We start from the raw sequence: 20,487 nt of genomic DNA, 5'->3' as shown, positions 1-20,487 counted from the left end.
TGGCGTCCTCGGGCGGCCGACCGTCGGCCACCCGACGCCAGGGACAACGCAGGTGGCTGCGGTTCATTGGTGGGAAACCGCTCACCGGGGCCCCCCCTCCGGGCCGCGAGCAGGACGGAACGACGGGCGCTGACAGCTCTGCAGGATGAGGTCCGCCACCAGCGCCAGGGGCGTGCCCCCGTCGGTGGCCTTCAGCTCCACGGCGGCGCGAGGCATGCCGTAGACGACGCTGGACGCCTCGTCCTGGGCCAGGGTGACGCCCCCGGCCTGACGGATGGCCAGCAGGCCCCGCGCGCCATCCTCGCCCATGCCGGTGAGGACGGCGCCGCCGCTCCTGCGGCCGTACGCCATGGCCAGCGAGCTCAGGAGCACGTCCCCGTTGGGGCACGGCCCGCCGTGGCTGCGCTGCAGGCGGGCCAGCCCGATGCTGTCCACCAGCAGGTCGTGCCCATCCAGCGGGAAGTACACGCGGCCCGGCTCCAGCCGCTCGCCGTCGCGCGCCATGCCCACCTGGAGCTCGCACACCTGGGACAGCCAGCGCACCATCCCCTGCGTGAAGCCCACGGTGATGTGCTGCGCGACGAGCATGGGCACCGGCAGGTCGCGGGGCAGCTTGGACAGCACCTCCGCCAGCGCGGGAGGCCCACCGGTGGAGGCGACGAGGCCGAACACGTCCACCCGCGCCCCGCTGGGCATGGGCGGCGGCGCCACGGCGCGCGGACGGCGGGAGATGACGGGCACCTCCGCCATCAGGCACACGGAGTGGGCCAGCTCCCGGCCCCAGCGGCGCAGCTCCTCCGCGTTGGTGACGTTGGGCTTGCCGATGAGCTCCAGCGCGCCGGCGCTCATCGCTTGAAAGCCCAGGTCCACGCCCCGCTGCTCCGCCACCGCGCTCACCACCAGGATGCGCGCGGGCGCCTGGGACATGATGTGCCCGATGGCCGCCGGGCCATCCAGGCCGGGCAGCAGGAGGTCCATGGTGATGACGTCCGGACGCAGCAGGCGCGCCAGCTGCACGGCGCGGTTGCCGTCCCCCGCCCGGCCCACGACCTCGATGCGCGGCTCCTCCGTGAGGAGCGCGGTGAGGGTGTTGGCCATGGTGGGCGAGTCATCCACCACGAGCACGCGAATGGACTTCTTCGAACTCAAGCGCGGCTCCCGCGGCGGCTCATCACATCCAGCACTTCCGCGAGCAGCCGGCCCGCGGCGCACTCGCGCTTGCTGAGGAAGCCGTCCGCCCCGGAGGCCAGGCCCCGCTCGCGCGCCACGGCACTGTCGTGCGCGGAGACCAGGATGACAGGCAGCGTGCGCGTGTCCTTGCGCTCTCGAAGCCGGGCGATGAGTTCGATGCCGTCCATCTCTTCCATGTCCAGGTCGCAGATGACGACGTCGTAGGTGTCCGCCTGCAGCCGCTCCAAGGCCCGCGCCCCGCTGGCCGCCAGGTGCACCTGGAAGCCACCCGCCTCCAGCATCGCCCGGTGCAGCGCGCGCGCGGTGAGCGAGTCATCCACCACCAGCGCCCGCCGGCTCACCGCGGACACCGTCCCCTTCTCCGAATCCGACACCACCCAGTCCGGCCGGAGGATGAGCAGCAGCTCGCCCCGGCTGAGCGTCGCCGCGCCCTGCCAGGCCGCCACCTCGCGCACCTCCGACGGCAGCGGGCGGATGACCAGGTCCCGGTCCCCCACCACCGCGTCCACGCCCAGCGCCACGCGCTTGCCGCCGCTCTGCACGATGAGCAGCGGCTGCCCTTCCGCGGGCGGAGACGACGCGCGCAAGCCCAGCCGCGCGCCCAGGTCCACCACCGGCATCAGCTGCCCCTGGTATTCCAGGTGCGTGCGGCGCTTGCCCACGCGCAGCATGTCCGGACGCGCCAGCTGCGTGGACTCCACCGCCAGCATGGGCAGGCCCACGAACTGCTCCAGCGCGCGCACCATCAGCACCGGGGAGCTGCCCAGGTCCACCGGCAGCGTCAGCACGAAGCGCGTGCCCTGCCCGCGCGTGCTCGACACTTCAATGCGGCCCTGCAGGCCCTCCACCGTGTCGCGCACGGCGTCCAGTCCCACGCCGCGCCCGGAGGTGTCCGTCACGTCCGAGCGCGTGCTGAAGCCCGCGCTGAAGATGAGGTCGCGCACCTGGTTGTCGTTGAGCCGCGCCGCCTCCTCCGCGGTGACCAGCCCGCGCTTCTCCGCGGCCTTGCGCACCTGGTTGAGGTCGATGCCGCGCCCGTCGTCGCTCGCCTCCAGGTACAGGAGGTTGCCCTGCTGCTCCACGCGCAGCGTGAGCGCGCCCTCGTGGTGCTTGCCGGCCTTCTCGCGCTCGGCGGGCATCTCCAGGCCGTGGTCCACGGCGTTGCGCAGGATGTGCACGAGCGCGCCCTGGAGCTTCTCCAGCAGGCGCCGGTCCAGCGACACCTCCGCGCCCACCACCGACAGCCGCGCCTCCTTGCCCAGCTGGCGCGACAGGTCGCGCACCATGCGCTGCAGCGGGTCCAGGATGGTGCGCGTGGGGCGCGTGGTGATGGCCTTGAGGCCGTCCTCCAGCGCGTCCACGACGTCGCTCGTCTCCTCGCCGTCGGTGCGCAGGGAGCGGCCCGTGCCGGACAGGAGCGTGCGCGCCTCCGCCGTCTCCGCCAGCAGGCCCTGCTTCGCGAGCAGCGCGGACACCCGCTCCAGTTCCCGGCTGCGCTCCTCCACCCGCAGGCGCACCTCGCGCAGGCGCTCCACCTCGCGCATCAGCGACGTGACCTGGTTGGCGCTCACCCGCCACCCGGCGTCGGAGGACTCGCCCGCGGGCTCCGGCGCGGCCGGCGCTTCAGCGAAGGGGTTGAACGGAGCACTGACCGGAGCGCTGACCGCGGCGGACGGCGCGCTGACCGCGTCGGGCGGCACCTGCGCGAAGCCTCCGCCCGGCAGCACGGCGGACTCCTCCGGCGGCGGCGCCGCGGCGACCAGCTGGGCCAGCGCGGCGGCGGGGTCCGGCAGGTAGTCGCCACGGCCGTCCGCGTGCGCCTGGGCGCGCAGCATGAACAGGTCCAGCCCGTGCAGCAGCACGTCCACCACCGGGCGCGGCATCTTCTGCGTGTGCGCCTTGAGCGGCGCCAGCGCGTCCTCCAGCTTGTGGGCGATGTCGCCCAGGTCCTGGAGCCCCAGCGACGCGGCGCTGCCCTTCAGCGTGTGCAGGTGCCGGCCCAGCCGCGTGTAGATCTTCGCGAGCGCGTCGTTCTCCAGCCCCTCGCGCTCCAGCTCCAGCAGGTCCATGGTGACCTTCTGGATGACCTCCTGCGCCTCCACGGCGAAGCCCGCCACCAGCGGCTGCAGCATCGGATCAACGGGCATGGCGCACCCCCGCGTCGGACCGGGCGAACAGGCGCCGTGGGTCGATGAGGTGGATGAGCTGCCGGTCCTGGGTGAAGACCTCCACCACCGGCCCCTCCGCCCGGGCGCGCGCGGCCTCCACGGACGCGAGCGGCAGCGTGGTGGGGCGGGGAATCGCTTCACAGTCGAGCGCGCACAGCTCGCCGTCGCCCCGGTCCACCACCAGCAGCACGGCCGGGTCCTGCCGCCACCCGTGGCCGCCCAGCAGCGACGCCAGGCTCAGCGCGGACAGCACCTGGCCCTGGAAGCGCAGCACGCCAATCACCGCGGGCGCCGACAGCGGCACCGGCGTCACCATGCGCAACGGCAGCGCGGCGCGCAGCGACTCCAGGGGCAAGGCGTAGCGCTCTTCACCGAGCGGGAACTCGGCGATCCAATGGACCGCCTCCTCCACGTTCGACTCGCCCTGCTCGCGCAGGCGCGCGGCACGGCGCGCAAGCAACTCCCGTGTCTCATCCTCCAGGGCCTCATCCACCACGCGCGGCGTCCCCTTCATTCCAGCGCCCCCAGATTCAGGTAGGCGTCAGCGGACGCCAGATAGAAGCGCGCGGGCAGCGCCTCCGGTCCATCCACCAGCGCATCCGGCGGCAGTTGCCCCGCCCGCGTGCGCAGGGCGCGCATCAGCGGGAAGGCCGCGTCCCGGGCGCCCGCGCGCTCGCGCAACAGCGCCAACTCCAGCAGGCCCGGCAGGTAGTCCGGCGCCTGCTTCACCAGCAACTCCAGCACCGCTGTCGCCCCGGCCACGTTGCCCTCTTCAATCCGCTCCAGCGCCTGCAGGTGCAGCCGCGCGGGCGAGGGCGGAGGGGACGGCGGCTGCGTGGGCAGGGCCGGCACGGGCGCGGACAGCCGCCGGGGCGCGGGCGTCATGCGCGCCGCGACCACGGGCAGCGCCGGGGGCACCGGCGCGAAGGTGCGGTCCTCCGGGCGGGGCTTGCGGAAGGCCTGCAGCTCCGGAGGCCCCTCGCGCGTGAGCCCCGGCGGCGTGCGGTCCACCTCCACCGTGCCCAGGAACATCAGGCCCCCCGGCGCCAGCGACCGCGCCAGGTGGACGATGGCCGCGTCGCGCGAGGACGGAGAGAAGTACGTGAGCACGTTGCGGCAGAGGATGAAGTCGAAGAGCCCGAAGCGCTCCGGAAGCGGCGCCAGCAGGTTCGCCGGAGCAAAGCGCGTCACCTTGCGCACCTCCGGGAGGATGGACACCTGGCGCCCGTTGAGCAGCTCGTAGACGGGGTGCAGCGCGGGCGCGGACTCACGCCGGGACCACGCGCCGTAGGTACCCCGGCGCGCGGCCTCCAGGCTGGCCTCGTGCAGGTCCGTGCCCACCACCTCCACCGGCATCCCCGGGGGCGCTCCCGCCATCAGGCACGCTGCCAGCGAATAGGCCTCCTCGCCGGTGGCGCACCCGGCGCTCCACGCGCGCAGGTGCGTGGCGCCGTGGCGCAGCGCGGACGGGATGCCCTCCTGCGTGATGTAGCGGAAGTGCTCCGGCTGGCGGAAGAAGTACGTCTCCCCCACCAGCACCGCGCGCACCAGCGTGTAGGCCAGGGGCGAGCCCAGCTGCTGCAGTTCGCTCAGGACCTCCGCGGGCACGCGCCCCCGGGCCAGCTCCGCGCGCAGCACGCGCTCCACCGCATCCTGGGCGATGGCGTCGTCGCGGAAGCCGGTGGTGTCCGCCACCACTTCCCGGGCACGGGCCAGAAGCCTCGGGTCGAGCCCCGCACTCATGCGCTCCGCTCTTCCTCCACCGGCGCGAGCAGCGCGGGCAGGTCGCGCAGGAGTCCCCGCGCGATGAAGACCTTCGGATCCAGGATGGGCAGCGCGCGGCCGCCGGTGCGCAGCATGCCCACGAGCCCTTCCTGCAACAGGCCGTGCTCGGCGCCGCCCACCTTCTCGCGCCGGTCGATGTCGCCCGCCTGGAACTCCTCCGGGTCCTTCACCGTGTCCACGGTGAGCGCCAGCGACACGCCCTCCGTTTCAATGACCACCAGCATCCGCTCCGCGATGGCCACCCGGTTCACCACGCCCAGCCGCAGCGCCACGTCCAGCACGCACACCGCCTGGCCGCGCAGCTCCACGTATTCGCGCAGGTACGAGGGGCCGGTGGGCAGGGGCCGCGTCAGGGGCTGGAGCAGGACCTCCTTCACGGAGTCCAGCGGCACCGCGAACTCGCGCTCGCCCACGCTGAGCCGCAGGATCAGCATGGCCCCGGAGCGCGAGCGGCGGCGCGCGTTCTCCAGCGCCTCGCCCACGCGCAGGAGCAGCTCGTCCGCGCGGAAGGGCTTGGGCAGGAACGCCTCCGCGCCAAAGCCCAGGCACGCCTCCGCGCGCTGCTTCTCCGACGAGATGATGATGACCGGGATGTCCGCCGTGCCCGCGTCCGCCTTCATCCGCTGGAGGACTTCATCCCCGTCCATCTCCGGCATGGACAGGTCCAGCAGCACCGCCGCCGGATGCAGCCGCCCCACCTTGTCCAAGGCTTCACGGCCGTTGCTGGCCGTGTGGATGGTGTAGTGCCCGGAGAGGATGGCCCGCTCCAGCGCCAGGATGGCGTCGCTGTCATCGACCAGCAGCAGGGTCGGCAGGCTCACGGTGTCAGCCCCCGTTCAGGAACTGGCGCACGGTCTTGGTCAGCTCGTCGTGCGATACCGGTTTCTGGATGAAGGCGTTGGCCCCCGCCGCCGAACCGCGCTGGCGCAGGTCCTCGCCCTTCTCCGCCGTCAGCAGGATGACCGGCACCTTCTGCACCTGCGCCTGCGCGCTGGCGCGCACCTCCTTCACGAAGGTGATGCCGTCCATGTTCGGCATGTTGATGTCGGCGATCACCACGCTCACCGGCACCAGCCGCAAGAGCTGCAGCGCGCGCGCCGCGTCCTCCGCCTCCACGATGCTGACCTTGAGGTTCATCAGGTAGATCTTGAGGATGTTTCGGACGGTCGGACTGTCGTCCACGAGCAAGACGTTGGTGCTCACTGTGCCACGGCTCCTCGCACAGGCTCCGCGGAGTGCGGAGATGTCCTGCGCTGCATGGGTGATCCTACCGTGAGCGCTCCGACCGGCGGAAGCGGGGGGCTCCCGACCGCCGGGAAGCCTGGCAGGTGGATGTCTGGATTTTCAGACAAGGTTGGATGACTTCAGCCGTCCTTGGGCGTGGGGTTCGCGGGGACCCCTGCTGGCGGTGTCTCCACGGTCTCTACCGGGGGTGCGCCTACCGCGTGGTAGCCGCCATCCACGTGAATCATCTCTCCCGTGGTGGACGACAGCCAATCGGACAGAAGTGCACAGGCCGTCTTCGCCACGTGGTCATGGCTGTCCTTGTCGCTCCAACCCAGCGGCGCCTGCTTGCCCCAGTACTGGGCCAGCGCCTTGAAGCCGGGGATGCCCTTGGCCGCCACGGTGGCCAGCGGGCCCGCAGCGAGCGCGTTCACGCGGATGCCCTTGGGCCCCAGGTCGCGCGCCAGGTAGCGCACGGTGGCCTCCATGGCCGCCTTGCACACGCCCATCCAGTCATAGATGGGCCACGCCTGCCGGTTGTCGAAGTCCAGCGCCACGATGGAGCCGCCCGGGGGCATCAGCGGCGCGCACGCCACCGCCAGCTCCTTCACGGAGAAGGTGGAGATGCGGAACGCGGTCTGCGCGCTCTCCCACGGCGTGTTGAGGAAGTTGCCACCCAGCGCGTCCTCGGGCGCGTACGCGATGGCGTGCAGCACGCCGTCCACGCGGCCCCATTTCTGGCGCAGCGCCTCCGTCAGCGCCGGAAAGTGCTCCGGGTTCGTCACGTCCAGTTCCAGCACCTCCGTGCCGGGCTTGAGCCGCTTCGCGCTGCGCTCCGTGAGGGACTTGGCCCGGCCAAAGCCGGTGAGGATGACCTCGGCGCCCTGCGCGATCGCATGCTCCGCGACGCCAAAGGCCAACGACTGCGGGGTGAGCACGCCGGTGATGAGCAGCTTCTTGCCCTGGAGGAGCATGTCGGTACGTTCTCGTGGGAGAGGAAAGAGGGGGCGTGTGCTTACCACTCCTGAACGGTTGTGGGGGCCCCACCCCCTCCTGTCCCGTCACCCCCCGGATGTACGTCCGTTCAGCATGCCAGGGGAGCTGGCGCCTCCTTTGACCTCATTCCAGCCTGGGGGAATCCAGCCTTCGGTGAAGCTGGGCTCACGTGGAGCATGACTCCAGCTGCTCCCCTGGACGAAGACAGGCGGCCGGGCGTGACGCGGTTCAACAAACCTGAGGCGAAAACCCCCCAACGCGGCGCCCATCCAGTAAAAGACCCCCGCCATGGCGAATTTCCAGGACAGCTTCCTCTCTGGTGCCAACATCGACTTCATCGAGGGGCTCTACGCCCGCTTCCTCGATGACCCCAGCAGCGTGGACGTGAGCTGGCGAGAGGTGTTCGAGCGCAACAACGGCACGGGCCGCCCCATCTTCAACGCGAAGCAGCTGGAGGCCCCCGCCCCCGCCGCTCCGGAAGGCAAGGGCAAGGGCAAGACGAACGGCGCCGCCGTGCAGGCCCCGGCCGCCGCCGCGCCCCAGGCTCCGGCCGCTCCGGCGCAGGACATCGGGCTGCAGTCGAAGGTGGATCAGGCCATCACCGCCTTCCGGCTGCGCGGCCACCTGCGCGCGAAGCTGGATCCGCTGGACCGTCCGCGCCCGCAGCTGGGGCACGTGGCGGACGTGGCGCTGATGGACGAGAACCACTTCGCCGCGAAGGAGCTGGAGCAGGCGGTGGAGTGCAACAACGTCTTCCCGCAGCAGCGCGTGCGTCTGGCGGACCTCGTCACCCGGCTGCGCCGCACGTACTCCGGCCACATCGGCGTGGAGTTCATGCAGATGCTCGACAGCGAGCGCCGCCGCTGGCTCATGCAGCGCATGGAGCACAGCGACAACCGCACGCCGTTCTCCGTGGAGGACCAGCGTCACATCCTCACGAAGCTGTCGTACGCGGAGGGCTTCGAGAACTTCCTGCACACGAAGTACGTGGGCGCCAAGCGCTTCAGCCTGGACGGCGGCGAGGCCCTCATCCCCATGCTGGACGCGCTGCTGGAAGTGGGGAGCGGCATGGGCCTGAAGGAGCTGGTCATCGGCATGGCCCACCGCGGCCGCCTCAACGTGCTGACCAACATCCTGGGCAAGAAGCCGGATCAGATCTTCAGCGAGTTCGACGGCCCCAAGGATCCCAAGGCGTACCTGGGCCGCGGCGACGTGAAGTACCACATGGGCTTCTCGTCGGACCACACCACGCGCGACGGCAAGAACGTGCACCTGTCGCTGGCCTTCAACCCCAGCCACCTGGAGTGCGTGGGTCCCGTGGTGGAGGGCCGCGTGCGCGCCAAGCAGGACCGCGGCGGAGACGCGGAGCGCACCGGCGTGGTGCCGCTGCTCATCCACGGCGACGCGGCCTTCATCGGCCAGGGCATCACGTCGGAGACGCTCAACTTCTCCGGCCTCAAGGGCTACACCACGGGCGGCACGGTCCACATCGTCATCAACAACCAGGTGGGCTTCACCACCGACCCGTCGGACTCGCGCTCCAGCATCTACTCCACCGCCATCGCGCAGATGCTGGACATCCCGGTGTTCCACGTGAACGGGGATGACCCGGAGGCGTGCGTCCACGCGGCGCGCCTGGCGGCGGAGTACCGCCAGACGTTCAAGAGCGACGTGGTCATCGACCTCATCTGCTACCGCCGCTACGGCCACAACGAGGGTGACGACCCGTCCTTCACCCAGCCGGCGATGTACGACCTCATCCGCAAGCACCCGCCGGTGCGCGCGCTCTACGCGAAGTCGCTCGCGGAAGCCGGCCGCATCTCCGCGGAGGAGTCGGACGCCATCAAGCAGCGCTGCTTCCAGGACTTCGACGCGGCGCTCACCCGCGCCCGCCAGGAGAGCCAGTTCAAGGAGCCCAACGCGCTGGAGGGCCTGTGGAAGACCTACAAGGGCGGCCTCCTGAAGAACGCGCCCCAGGTGCCCACGGCGGTGGCCAAGGCCACGCTGCGTGACGCGCTCCAGAAGCTGGCCTCCGCGCCGGAGGGATTCAACGTCCACCGCGATGTGGAGCGTACGGTCCTCAAGAAGCGCCAGGGCATGCTGGAGAGCGAGGAGCTCCAGTGGAGCGAGGGCGAGTCGCTGGCGTACGCGACGCTCCTGTCGGAGGGCTACACCATCCGCCTGTCCGGCCAGGACAGCGAGCGCGGCACCTTCAGCCACCGCCACGCGGTGCTGCACGACACGCAGACGGGCCAGGAGTACGTGCCCCTGCGCCAGTTCCCCACCGGCAAGGCGACGTTCAACGTCTGGAACAGCCCGCTGTCGGAGATGGGCGTGCTGGGCTTCGACTACGGCTACAGCCTGGACGTGCCGGACGGCCTCACCCTGTGGGAGGCCCAGTTCGGTGACTTCGCCAACGGCGCGCAGATCATCATCGACCAGTTCATCGCCGCGGCGGAGAGCAAGTGGCGCCGGCTCTCCGGCATCACGCTGCTCCTGCCGCACGGCTACGAAGGCCAGGGCCCGGAGCACTCCAGCGCGCGCCTGGAGCGCTTCCTGGACCTGTGCGCCGAGGACAACCTCCAGGTCTGCTACCCCACGACGCCCGCGCAGATCTTCCACCTGCTGCGCCGCCAGGTGCTGCGCCCCGTGCGCAAGCCGCTGGTCATCATGTCGCCCAAGAGCCTCCTGCGCCGTCCGGAGGCCACCAGCCGCATGGACGACCTGGCCACGGGCGGTTTCCAGGAAGTGATTCCGGACGCGAAGGCGGACGCCGCGAAGGTGAAGCGGCTGCTCCTGTGCAGCGGCAAGGTGTACTACGACCTGGCCAAGGCCCGGGACGAGCGCAAGGACGACTCCATCGCCATCGTGCGCGTGGAGCAGCTCTACCCGTTCCCGCAGGACGAGCTTTCGAACCTGGTGGCGAAGCTGCCGGCGCTCCAGGAGCTGTACTGGGTGCAGGAGGAGCCGCGCAACGCGGGCGGCTGGCACTTCATGTTCCCCCGCCTGCACGACCTCCTGTCCGGACGCGCGCAGCAGACGGTGAAGCTGGGCTACATCGGGCGCGCCGAGGCCGCCAGCCCCGCAACCGGTTTCACGAAGACGCACGACTACGAGCAGCAGCTCATCATCGAAGAAGCCATCCTCCGAGGACCCCAGAATGGCCGTTGAACTGAAAGTCCCCCCGCTCGGCGAATCCATCACCGAGGCCGTCGTCGGCAAGTGGAACAAGAAGCAGGGTGAGTCTGTCTCCGCGGACGAGCCGCTCGTCGTGCTGGAGACCGACAAGGTCACCATCGACGTGCCCTCTCCCGCCGCCGGCAGCATCGCGTCCATCGCCTTCAAGGAGGGCGACAAGGTCCGCGTCGGTGACGTGCTGGGCACCATCGAGGCCGGTGCTGGCGCCGCCGCCTCTCCCGCGGCCGCCGCCGCGACGCCCGCGCCCGCCCAGGCCGCGGCGCCGGTGACGTCCGCCGGGGGTCAGGCCCAGAGCGACGCGCGCATCACCCCCACCGCGAAGAAGATGGCGGAGGAGAACCGGGTGGACGTGGGCCAGCTGAAGGGCTCCGGCACCGGCGGCCGCATCATGAAGGAGGACGTGCAGGGTCAGCTCAACCGCCCCGCCGCCGCCCCTTCCGCGCCTCCGGCTCCCGCCGCGCCGTCCGGTCCGCGTCCCAACGCTGCGCGCGAGGAGCGCGTGCGCATGACGCCGCTGCGCAAGCGCGTCGCGGAGCGCCTGCTCCAGGCCCAGTCCAACGCCGCCCTGCTCACCACCTTCAACGAGGTGGACATGGGCGAGGTGATGGCGCTTCGCAAGAAGTACAACGACAAGTTCCAGGCGAAGCACGGGGTGAAGCTCGGGTTCATGAGCTTCTTCATCCGCGCGTCCGTGGAGGCCCTCAAGGCGTTCCCGCAGATCAACGCGGAGATCGACGGCGAGGACGTCATCTTCAAGCACTACTACGACATCGGCGTGGCCGTGAGCGGCAGCCGCGGTCTGGTGGTGCCGGTGGTGCGTGACGCGGACAAGCTGTCGCTCGCGGAGCTGGAGAAGACGGTCGGTGACTACGGCGGCCGTGCGCGCAACGACAAGCTCACGATGTCGGACCTCACGGGCGGCACGTTCACCATCACGAACGGCGGCATCTTCGGCTCCATGCTGTCCACGCCCATCCTGAACCCGCCGCAGACGGGCATCCTGGGCATGCACAACATCGTGGAGCGCCCCGTGGCCCGCGACGGCCAGGTGGTCATCCGGCCCATCATGTACATCGCCCTCACGTACGACCACCGCCTGGTGGACGGCCGGGAAGCGGTGCAGTTCCTGGTGCGCGTGAAGGAGTGCATCGAGGACCCCGAGCGCCTGCTGCTCGACATCTGACTTACTCCCCCGCACATGTCACTGCGGGGGCGGAAGACGGGCATTCCCGGTGGGCCGGCTGGACTTCCAGTCGGCCCTTTCACTACAAATAGCTCTGTCTCCCCGGTCGTCGGGCAGAACGGGCGGCCTTCCCCACGGCTGCCCTGCAAACGCAAGGAAGCGCAATGGCAACTGGTACCGTGAAGTGGTTCAACGACGCGAAGGGCTTCGGCTTCATCACCCAGGACGGCGGCGGCGAGGACGTGTTCTGCCACCACACCGCCATCAACATGGATGGGTTCCGCACCCTGGCCGAGGGCCAGAAGGTGGAGTTCGAAGTCACCAAGGGCCCGAAGGGCCTGCAGGCGCAGAACGTCCGCGCGGCGTGAAGTGACGCGTCTCAGCCATTCCTCACGGACTGGTTGAAGCAACAGAGGCCCGGTCCCGCTAAGGGGAGCCGGGCCTCTGCCTTTCCAGGGGCTGTGCGCTGCCCTACTTCTTCAGGTTCTGCTCGAAGTGGGCGATGACGCGCTCGTACTGGCGCTCGGTGATGAGCGGATCCGGCACCATGTGCGTGAGGCCGGACAGGGGCAGCAGCTGGTGCGGCTTGCCCGCGCGGAACAGCGCATCCGACAGCTTCAGCGTGTGGAAGAAGTACACGTTGTCATCCGCGGTGCCGTGGATGAGCAGCAGCGCGCCAATGGGGCTGTCCTTCTTCGCGTACGTCAGCAGGCTGCTGACCTCGTAGGCCTGGGGCGTCTCCTCGGGCAGGCCCAGGTAGCGCTCGGTGTAGTGCGTGTCGTAGTCGCGCCAGTCCACCACCGGGGCGCCGGACACTGCGGCCTTGAAGAAGTCCGGGCGCTTCAGCGCGGCCAGCGCGGCCATGTACCCACCGAAGCTCCAGCCGGTGATGCCCACGCGGCTCAGGTCCATCTCCGGCACTTCCTTCGCCAGCGCCTGCACCGCCTCAATCTGATCATCCAGGGTGATGGTGGCGAAGTCGTTCTTCACCGCGCGGTTCCACTCCGCGGTGCGCAGCGGCGTGCCGCGTCCGTCCACCTTCACGACGAGGAAGCCGTGGTCCGCGAACCACTGGCTGAGCAGGTGCGCGGCCATGGACTGGTGCACCACGGTGACGGTGGGCCCCGCGTAGACCTCCACGATGACGGGCAGCTTGGTGCCGGGCTTGAAGTTCCGGGGCTTCACCAGCGAGGTCCAGAACTTCTTCGGGCCCACCTGGCGCACCTCGAAGTTCGGCGTGAAGGACGGCTCCTGCGCCACCTCCGGCAGCTCGCCCAGCTTCGTGCCGTCGCCCTTGAGCACCACGGTGCGCGGCATGGCCTTGGGGCCTTGCGTGTTGAGGACGACGAGCCCGCCGTTCTTGGAGACGAGCCCGCCCTCCACGGCCGGACCGCTGGTGCCGGTGGCCACCTTCTCCGGAGCGCCGCCAGCCTTCACGCGCCACAGGTGGCTCTCCGTGGGGTTCGGGTCGCCGGTGAAGAACAGCGTCTTGTCCGTCTGGACGAAGCGCGCGAGGTTGCGGAAGCCCGCGTCCGGCTTCACCACGGAGCGGTCCAGCTCACCGCTCGCCTTGCGCAGCTCCACCTCCGGGCCGCCGTTGCGCTCGGTGTACCAGAGGAAGCCAGAGCCATCCTCCAGCCACAGCGGGAAGTCCTGGTTGAGCTCCACCCAGGCGTTGTCCTTCTCCGTGTGGAGGACGCGCGTCTTGCCCGTGGCGGGATCCACCGCCAGCACCTGCTCCTCCGTCTGGAGCCGGTTCTGCACCACGAGCGTCAACGGCCCGCCCTTGTCCCACTTCACGGTGGCCAGGTACGGGTACTTCTGCGCGTCCCACTGCGCCCACACCGTCTTGCCGCCGGTGACGGGCGTGACGCCCAGGCGCACCTTGGCGTTGGCCTTGCCGGGGCGGGGGTACGGGAAGATCTCCCCGCCCTTCTCCGGGTGCATCACGTCCACGATGGTGAGCTTCTCCACGTCGGCCGTGTCGGACTCCGTGTACGCGATGGACTTCGCGTCCGGGCTCCACCAGTAGCCGGAGAAGCGGCTCATCTCCTCCTGCGCCACGAACTCCGCCAGGCCGTGCGTCTTCTGCGCCGTGCCGCCCTGCGTGACGCGCTTCTCCTGGTTGGTGGCCAGGTCCACCCGGTACACGTCGTGCTCACGCACGTACGCCACCTGCTTGCCGTCCGGGGACAGGCGCGGGTCGATGGTACCGGGGCCCGTCTTCACCTCCGTGGACTTCCCCGTCGCGCGGTCCACCACGTAGAGGCGGCCGGAGAGGGGCACCAGCAGCTGGGTGCCGTCCTCGGAGAGGCTGTAGGAGGTGAAGCCCCGGGCGCTCACGCGCATGCGCTCGCGGCGGGCCTTCTCCTCGGGGGACAGCGTCTCCTCCGCGCCCTTGAGCAGGGCCTCCGGCGTGAGCAGCTCACGCGCCTGGCCACCGGCCACGTCGAACGCGTAGAGCATCTGCACGTTGGACGTGGGGGACGTGCGCAGGAAGAGGACGGACTTCTCGTCCGGGGTGATGCGCGTGCCCACCGGACGGCCGCTCTGGAAGCGGCGCGTCTCGGCGTACTGGCGCAGGAAGGTGTCCGGCTGCTTTTGCGAAGGGGCCATGGCGGAGGGTTTGCGCTCCTGGGCGATGGAGGGGGCGCTGCTCATGAGGAGCAGTGCTGCGGTAAGTGCCTGACGCATGCGTAGCTGAATCCCCGCGCGGGGCGGGGCTCCTTTCGCGGGAAGGTGCGGGCAAGCCTACACTCCGGCCGCCGCGCGGCCCCCTCAACGTCCAGCCCAGGAGAGGATTCCCACCGGAAGCGGACAGGTGCCCGGCGGGGCCTCCCGCTACTTCAGGTTCTGCTGGAAGTGGGTGATGACGCGCTCGTACTGACGCTCCATGACGAGCGGGTCCGGCACCATGTGCGTGAGGCCGGCCAGGGGCAGCAGCTGGTGCGGTTTGCCCGCGCGGAAGAGCGCATCCGACAGCTTCAGCGCGTGGAAGAAGTAGACGTTGTCGTCCGCGGTGCCGTGAATCACCAGCAGCGCCCCGATGGGCCCCTCCTTCTTCGCGTACGTCAGCAGGCTGCTGACCTCGTAGGCCTGGGGGCTCTCTTCCGGCAGGCCCAGGTAACGTTCGGTCGCGTGGGTGTCGTAGTCGCGCCAGTCCGTCACCGGCGCACCCGCGACGCCGGCCTTGAAGAAGTCCGGGCGCTTCATCACGGCCAGGGCGGACATGTAGCCGCCGAAGCTCCAGCCGGTGATGCCCACGCGGCCCAGGTCCATCTCCGGCACCTCCTTCGCCAGGGCCTGCACTGCTTCGATCTGATCATCCAGGGGAATGGTGGCCAGGTCGTGCTTCACCACGCGGTTCCACTCCGAGGTGCGCAGCGGCGTGCCACGTCCATCCACCTTCACCACCAGGAAGCCCTGATCCGCCATCCACTGGTCGAGCAGGTGCGCGGCCATGGACTGGTGCACCACCGTGACGATGGGGCCGCCGTAGATGTCCACGATGACGGGCAGCTTCTTGCCGGGCTTGAAGTCGCGCGGCTTCACCAGCGAGGTCCAGAACTTCCTCGGGCCCACCTGGCGCACCTCGAAGTTCGGCGTGAAGGACGGCTCCTGCGCCACCTCCGGCAGCTCGCCCAGCTTCGTGCCGTCGCCCTTGAGCACCAGGGTGCGCAGCATGGCCTTGGGGCTTTGCGTGTTGAGGACGACGAGGCCGCCGCTCTTGGAGACGAGCCCGCCCTCCACGGCCGGGCCGCTGGTGCCGGTGGCCACCTTCTCCGGGGCGCCACCGGCCTTCACGCGCCACAGGTGGCTCTCCGTGGGGTTCGGGTCGCCGATGAAGAACAGCGTCTGGTCCGCGTGCACGTAGCGCGAGAGGGCCCGGAAGCCCGCGCCCGGCCTCACCACGGAGCGGTCCAGCTCACCGTTGGCCTTGCGCAGCTCCACTTCCGAGGCGCCGTTGCGCTCGGTGAACCAGAGGAAGCCGGAGCCATCCTCCAGCCACAGCGGGAAGTCCTGGTGCAGGTTGACCAACGCCGCGTCCTTCTCCGTGTGGAGCACGCGCGTCTTGCCCGTGGCGGGGTCCACCGCCAGCACCTGCTCCTCCGTCTGGAGCCGGTTCTGCACCACGAGCGTCAACGGCCCGCCCTTGTCCCACTTCACGGTGGCCAGGTACGGGTACTTCCGCGCGTCCCACTGCGCCCACACCGTCTTGCCACCCGTCACGGGCGTGACGCCCAGGCGCACCTTCGCGTTCGCCTTGCCCGCGCGCGGATAGGGGAAGGAGGCACCGGGCTGCTCCGGGTGCATCACGTCCACGACGGTGAGCTTCTCCACGTCGGCCGTGTCGGACTCCGTGTACGCGATGGACTTCGCGTCCGGGCTCCACCAGTAGCCGGAGAAGCGGCTCATCTCCTCCTGCGCGACGAACTCCGCCAGGCCGTGCGTCTTCTCCGCGGTGCCCCCTTGCGTGACGCGCTTCTCCTGGTTGGTGGCCAGGTCCACCCGGTACACGTCGTGCTCACGGACGTATGCGACCTGCTTGCCGTCCGGGGACAGGCGCGGGTCGATGGTACCGGGGCCCGTCTTCACCTCCGTGGACTTCCCCGTCGCGTGGTCCACGATGTAGAGGCGGCCGGAGAGGGGCACCAGGAGGCGCTTGCCGTCCTCGGAGAGGCTGTAGGAGGTGAAGCCCCGGGCACTCACGCGCATGCGCTCGCGGCGGGCCTTCTCCTCGGGGGACAGCGTCTCCTCCGCGCCCTTGAGCAGGGCCTCGGGCGTGAGCAGCTCACGTGTCTGGCCCGTGGCCACGTCGAACGCGTAGAGCATCCGCACGTTGGACGTGGGGGACGCGCGCAGGAAGAGGACGGACTTCTCGTCCGGGGTGATGCGCGCGCTCACGGGACGTCCGTTCATGAACCGCCCTGTCTCGGCGTACTGGCGAAGGAAGGACGAGGGCTCCTGGGCCAGGACGGGCATTCCCAGGAGGAGCAGCGCGACGGTGACGAATGGACGCATGCGTGATTGAACCCCGCGGGGCGGGGCTCCTTTCGCGGCAAGATGGGACATGTCTCGAACGCCGGAGCCTGGAGGGGATTTCCTCCCGCATGATTTCGAAAAATGATGACGCCCTGCACCACCTGCGCCTCGCGGGCGTGGTGCGCCTGGGTCTGGGGGGCGGCCGGGGCCCGACGGATGCCTACGTGTTCGACCCACACCGGCTCGCGCTGCCCGCGTGGGCCTGTGCCCTGGGCGACGCGGGGCCCCCTGCCCTGCTCGTCACGCTGGACCGGCACCTGGACATCGTCGTGCCCCAGCGGCCCGCGGACATGCCGGACCGCTCCGCGGGCCTGCGCGCGCTGGACGAGCACGCACGGTGGCAGCTGGACGTGCGCAACTACGACCACATCGTCGCGGCCATGGAGGCGAACCTGGTGGGCGACGCGCTGATCATCGCGCGCACCCGGCCCCGGGGCTCCTTCGCTGGAGACACCTACGTGGACACGCGCGGCCGTTCGCACCGGATTGTTTCGGTGACGACCGTGGACCGCGCGGCGGAGGCGTACCTGCGCCCCGGACCCACGGACGCGGTGCGCGACGTGCTGGAGGCCGCGTCCGCCGTGCTGCTGGACGTGGACCTGGACTGCTTCACCAGCTTGAGCGACGCGGACCCCACCACCGTGCTGCCATGGCCGAAGTCCGTCATCCGGGAGTTCCTCCTGCCGCCCGACTCGGAGCCCTTCTGGGACGCGGTGCTGGGCAAGGCGGTGGCGCTGACGCTCGCGCGTGAACCGCACCACTGCGGTGGGCTGCTTGCGTCCGGGGAGCTGTTCCGCGACGTGGCGGAGGTCCTCTTCCGGGAGCTGCTGCGCGTCGAGCCGCCCTGATCAGGGTGAGTCGAGGAAGTTGGGCCGGTAGTCCGTCACCTGCCCGCTGCTGAGCGACAGGCGGCTGCCCACGGGCGGACGGTCGCCGTTGAGCACGTAGCCGAAGTCGATGCGGAACGGGAACACGTTGAACTGGGGGAACAGGAGCCGCAGGCCCACGCCCACCGTGGTCACCATCTCCGGCCGCTTGTTGAACGCGCTGCCGGAGTCGAGGAAGAACACGCCGCCCAGGTGCACCGTGCGAACGACGAGCGGCGCGGTGCGGTACTCCAGGTTCACCAGCAACAGCCGCCTGCCGGAGTACGCATCCACCGCCGAGCCTCTCAGGCCGTTGCTGCCGCCCAGCAGGCTCACGCGCTCGGACAGGTCGTCGATGTTCACGTCCAGCAGGCCGCGCGCCACGAAGCGCCCCCCGAGCACGCGCGGCGACACCTGCACCAGCTCCGCGGCCCAGCGGCGGTTCGTCCAGCCCTCCTTCACTCCCGGCTGCTGAGCGCTGAACTGCTGACGGATGGACGCGGCCGCGGACGCGGTGGTGAGCGCGTCGCCCCAGTGCACGCGGTAGCGCAGGGACAGGCCCCCTTCCGCGAAGTGCGCGGCGGACGGGAACACCGGCGGCGCGTAGCGCAGCGTGGCCAGCACCGAGTGCCCCAGCTGGAAGTCCTCCGACAGCGTGTAGGAATCCACGTTGCGCAGGACGTCGTAGCGGGCCTCGAAGGCACTGAGGGAGAAGTTCGCGTACCCCGCGTCCTCCGCGCGCGGCAGGTAGTTGCGGCGGAACCAGTCCGTCTGCGCATCGGTGAGCTGCGAGGCCACCGGCGCGGCGTAGGCGTAGTGGTAGGCCCCCGCGCCCATGCCCACGTTCCACTTGTAGCGCTGGCCGTAGGAGCGCGTGTACGTGGCGCCCGCGGCCACCTCGCGCGCGTTGTAGATGTACGGCACGGGGTCGCCGTCCGGGAACGGGAGCTGCCAGATGTCCGCGCCCCGGAACTGCCGCGCGGTCTCCATGTTCCACGCCACCGACGTGCTCAGGCTCCACGGCGTGGACAGGGAGTACAGCGGCCGGCTGACGACGAGGCTTCCGCGCGAGCCCTCCGCGCGGCCCGTGTCGCGGTTGATGAGCACCGCGGCGGACTCCGTCAGCGACCACCGGCTGCCCAGCACGCGCCGGTCCGTGTAGCTCTGGCCGAGGCTGAACGTGTCCAGGCGCATGATGAAGTCCAGCGCCACCTTCTTGCCGCGCCCCAGGAAGTTCTGCTCCGTGCCCTGCAAGCGCAGGTAGAGCAGCAGCGAGCCCACGGCGGAGAACTCGTTGTTGAGCCGCAGCGACCACAGGTCCTTCGTCACCAGCAGCAGCGCCACCCTGCCCGGTGCACTGCCCTTCACCGGCACCGCGCGCACGACGGAGAACAGCCCCAGCTTGCGCAGGTTGCGCACCGACTCCGCGACGAGCGCCTCCGAGTACGGCTGCCCCGGAGCAATCAGCACCTCCTGGCGGACGATTTCATCGCGGGTGCGGACGTGGAAGATGTTGAGCAGCGATGGATACGGATCCATCGGCGCGACCACCTCCTCCGCGGCGACGAGCACCTCCTCCAGCACCTGACCTTGGGGCGCGGGCTCCACCTGGCGCTCGACCTCGCCCAGGCCCCAGGCGATGAGCGCTTCCTCGTAGTTCTTCGTGCTAGCTGCGTCCTTGGAGAGCGCGGGAACCTGCGTGCCCTCCGGCCCCACCGGGACCTGCTCCGCGCGAGGCGGCGCCGCGACCTCCGTGTTCGACACGCCCGAGGGCTCCACGTCCGGCGAGCGCACGGGCGCGTCTTGCGGCGCGACGTCCTGGGGCTTGCCCGAACCCTCAGGCGCGGCCTGTCCGCCCGTCGCGACGAGCACGGTGACCAGCAGGACGGGCAGTGGGAGCGGCACGCGCGCATCCTGTCATGCGCCCGGCCTGCCGCCAGCCTCCACTCACGCCAGCGCGGTGCGCAGGTCCCCTGGCCGGGCCATGGGCAGCTTCTCCCCCTTCGCCACGGCCGCCACGATGCGGGCCAGCTGCTCCACTCCATCCGACAGCGCCGCCGGCCCCGGCTGGAGGATGTATGAACTCCTCACTTCGTAGAGCTGATCATCCACCACGGCGCGCACGCCCTCCCAGCCCGGCCGGGAGGCAATCTTCTCGCGCTTCGCCTTGCGCCCGCACCAGCTGGCGATGACGCCCTCCGGGTCACGCCGGGCCACCTCCGCCGGGTCGAAGATGCGGCCCTTCGCGCCCTGCGACGCGCGCGACTCCTGGCACACGTCCACCCCACCCACCACCTCCACCAGCTCCGAACACCAGCGGATGCCGGAGATGAGCGGCTCGTGCCACTCCTCGAAGAAGATGCGCGGCCGCCTGGGCAGGGACTGCGCCGCGTCCGAGTGGCGCTCCAGGTTCTTCTCCAGCTCCACCGCCAGCGCCTCCGCGGCTTCGGCCCGCCCCACCAGCGCCCCGGTCAGCCGCACCGCCTGCAATATCTCCGCGAGCGAGCGCTGGTTGAACAGGTACACGGGCACCCCGCGCTTGCACAGCTCCCGGCCGATGTCCGCCTGCAGGTCGCTGAAGCCCAGCACCAGGTCCGGCTTGAGCTCCAGGATGCGCTCGAAGTTCGCGTCCAGGAACGAGCTCACCCGGGGCTTCTTGCGCGCCTCCGGCGGCCGCACCGTGAACCCCGACACGCCGACGACCAGGTCCCCCGCGCCAATGCGGTAGAGCACCTCCGTCGTCTCCTCCGTCAGGCACACCACCCGCCGCGGGTAACGCGGCGCCGACGACAACAGCGCGGACAGCTGGACATTCATGCGGGAAACCCTAACC

Annotated in this window: 15 protein-coding genes; 4 read left to right on the top strand and 11 right to left on the bottom strand. The window is 70.4% G+C overall.

What is annotated here, in order from left to right; all coding sequences use genetic code 11:
• Nucleotides 1-81: 81 nt before the first annotated feature.
• The 7 genes from D7W81_RS17400 to fabI all read right to left on the bottom strand — a co-directional run bounded on the left by D7W81_RS17400 (nucleotide 82) and on the right by fabI (nucleotide 7,342).
• Nucleotides 82-1,149 (bottom strand): chemotaxis protein CheB, encoded by a 1,068-nt coding sequence (locus tag D7W81_RS17400; RefSeq protein WP_120556514.1) that lies wholly within the window; start codon nucleotides 1,147-1,149, stop codon nucleotides 82-84.
• Nucleotides 1,146-3,338: a hybrid sensor histidine kinase/response regulator gene (locus D7W81_RS17395; RefSeq protein WP_120556513.1), complete on the bottom strand. Its 2,193-nt coding sequence runs from the start codon at nucleotides 3,336-3,338 to the stop codon at nucleotides 1,146-1,148. Before D7W81_RS17395 ends, D7W81_RS17400 begins: the two co-directional genes overlap by 4 nt.
• Nucleotides 3,328-3,873 carry a chemotaxis protein CheW gene (locus tag D7W81_RS17390; protein WP_120556512.1) on the bottom strand — a complete coding sequence of 182 codons (546 nt, stop codon included), beginning with the start codon at nucleotides 3,871-3,873 and terminating at the stop codon, nucleotides 3,328-3,330. Before D7W81_RS17390 ends, D7W81_RS17395 begins: the two co-directional genes overlap by 11 nt.
• Nucleotides 3,870-5,102 carry a CheR family methyltransferase gene (locus D7W81_RS17385; RefSeq protein WP_120556511.1) on the bottom strand — a complete coding sequence of 411 codons (1,233 nt, stop codon included), beginning with the start codon at nucleotides 5,100-5,102 and terminating at the stop codon, nucleotides 3,870-3,872. Before D7W81_RS17385 ends, D7W81_RS17390 begins: the two co-directional genes overlap by 4 nt.
• On the bottom strand, nucleotides 5,099-5,965 hold the full coding sequence (locus tag D7W81_RS17380) for a response regulator (RefSeq protein ID WP_120556510.1): 867 nt from the start codon (nucleotides 5,963-5,965) through the stop codon (nucleotides 5,099-5,101). Before D7W81_RS17380 ends, D7W81_RS17385 begins: the two co-directional genes overlap by 4 nt.
• Before the next feature lie 4 nt (nucleotides 5,966-5,969).
• Entirely contained in the window at nucleotides 5,970-6,347 is a 378-nt protein-coding gene (locus D7W81_RS17375; protein WP_120556509.1) for a response regulator, read from the bottom strand.
• 161 nt (nucleotides 6,348-6,508) lie between these two features.
• Complete coding sequence (fabI, locus tag D7W81_RS17370) at nucleotides 6,509-7,342, bottom strand: enoyl-ACP reductase FabI (protein WP_120556508.1); 834 nt, start codon at nucleotides 7,340-7,342, stop codon at nucleotides 6,509-6,511.
• Between the two features lie 310 nt (nucleotides 7,343-7,652).
• Here fabI and D7W81_RS17365 point away from each other — a divergent pair, with 310 nt between their 5' ends.
• From D7W81_RS17365 to D7W81_RS17355, 3 genes are all read left to right on the top strand, one after another.
• Nucleotides 7,653-10,535, top strand: a complete 2,883-nt coding sequence (locus D7W81_RS17365) for a 2-oxoglutarate dehydrogenase E1 component (RefSeq protein ID WP_120556507.1) — start codon at nucleotides 7,653-7,655, stop codon at nucleotides 10,533-10,535.
• Nucleotides 10,525-11,745 (top strand): 2-oxoglutarate dehydrogenase complex dihydrolipoyllysine-residue succinyltransferase, encoded by a 1,221-nt coding sequence (gene odhB, locus D7W81_RS17360; RefSeq protein ID WP_120556506.1) that lies wholly within the window; start codon nucleotides 10,525-10,527, stop codon nucleotides 11,743-11,745. Before D7W81_RS17365 ends, odhB begins: the two co-directional genes overlap by 11 nt.
• A gap of 164 nt (nucleotides 11,746-11,909) precedes the next feature.
• On the top strand, nucleotides 11,910-12,113 hold the full coding sequence (locus tag D7W81_RS17355) for a cold-shock protein (protein ID WP_014397260.1): 204 nt from the start codon (nucleotides 11,910-11,912) through the stop codon (nucleotides 12,111-12,113).
• Between the two features lie 103 nt (nucleotides 12,114-12,216).
• On the opposite strand, the gene D7W81_RS17350 is transcribed toward D7W81_RS17355, so the two are convergent.
• Nucleotides 12,217-14,439, bottom strand: coding sequence for a S9 family peptidase (locus D7W81_RS17350; RefSeq protein ID WP_120556505.1), 2,223 nt, complete (start codon nucleotides 14,437-14,439; stop codon nucleotides 12,217-12,219).
• Between the two features lie 147 nt (nucleotides 14,440-14,586).
• Nucleotides 14,587-16,767, bottom strand: a complete 2,181-nt coding sequence (locus D7W81_RS17345; RefSeq protein WP_120556504.1) for a S9 family peptidase — start codon at nucleotides 16,765-16,767, stop codon at nucleotides 14,587-14,589.
• 89 nt (nucleotides 16,768-16,856) lie between these two features.
• Between D7W81_RS17345 and D7W81_RS17340 the strand changes: the two genes are divergently transcribed.
• The gene (locus D7W81_RS17340) at nucleotides 16,857-17,636 is read left to right on the top strand and encodes a UPF0489 family protein (protein WP_208721343.1); all 780 of its coding nucleotides are present in this window, start codon (nucleotides 16,857-16,859) and stop codon (nucleotides 17,634-17,636) included.
• Here the strand turns inward: D7W81_RS17340 and D7W81_RS17335 are convergent, their stop codons facing one another.
• Together D7W81_RS17335 and D7W81_RS17330 are read right to left on the bottom strand one after the other, a co-directional pair.
• Nucleotides 17,637-19,559: a BamA/TamA family outer membrane protein gene (locus D7W81_RS17335; protein ID WP_120556503.1), complete on the bottom strand. Its 1,923-nt coding sequence runs from the start codon at nucleotides 19,557-19,559 to the stop codon at nucleotides 17,637-17,639.
• A gap of 42 nt (nucleotides 19,560-19,601) precedes the next feature.
• Nucleotides 19,602-20,471, bottom strand: a complete 870-nt coding sequence (locus D7W81_RS17330) for an ABC transporter substrate-binding protein (protein WP_120556502.1) — start codon at nucleotides 20,469-20,471, stop codon at nucleotides 19,602-19,604.
• Nucleotides 20,472-20,487: the final 16 nt, after the last annotated feature.

The organism is Corallococcus aberystwythensis, assembly GCF_003612165.1.
GTDB classification, from domain to species: domain Bacteria; phylum Myxococcota; class Myxococcia; order Myxococcales; family Myxococcaceae; genus Corallococcus; species Corallococcus aberystwythensis.
This window is presented reverse-complemented; position numbering and strand designations above follow the sequence as displayed.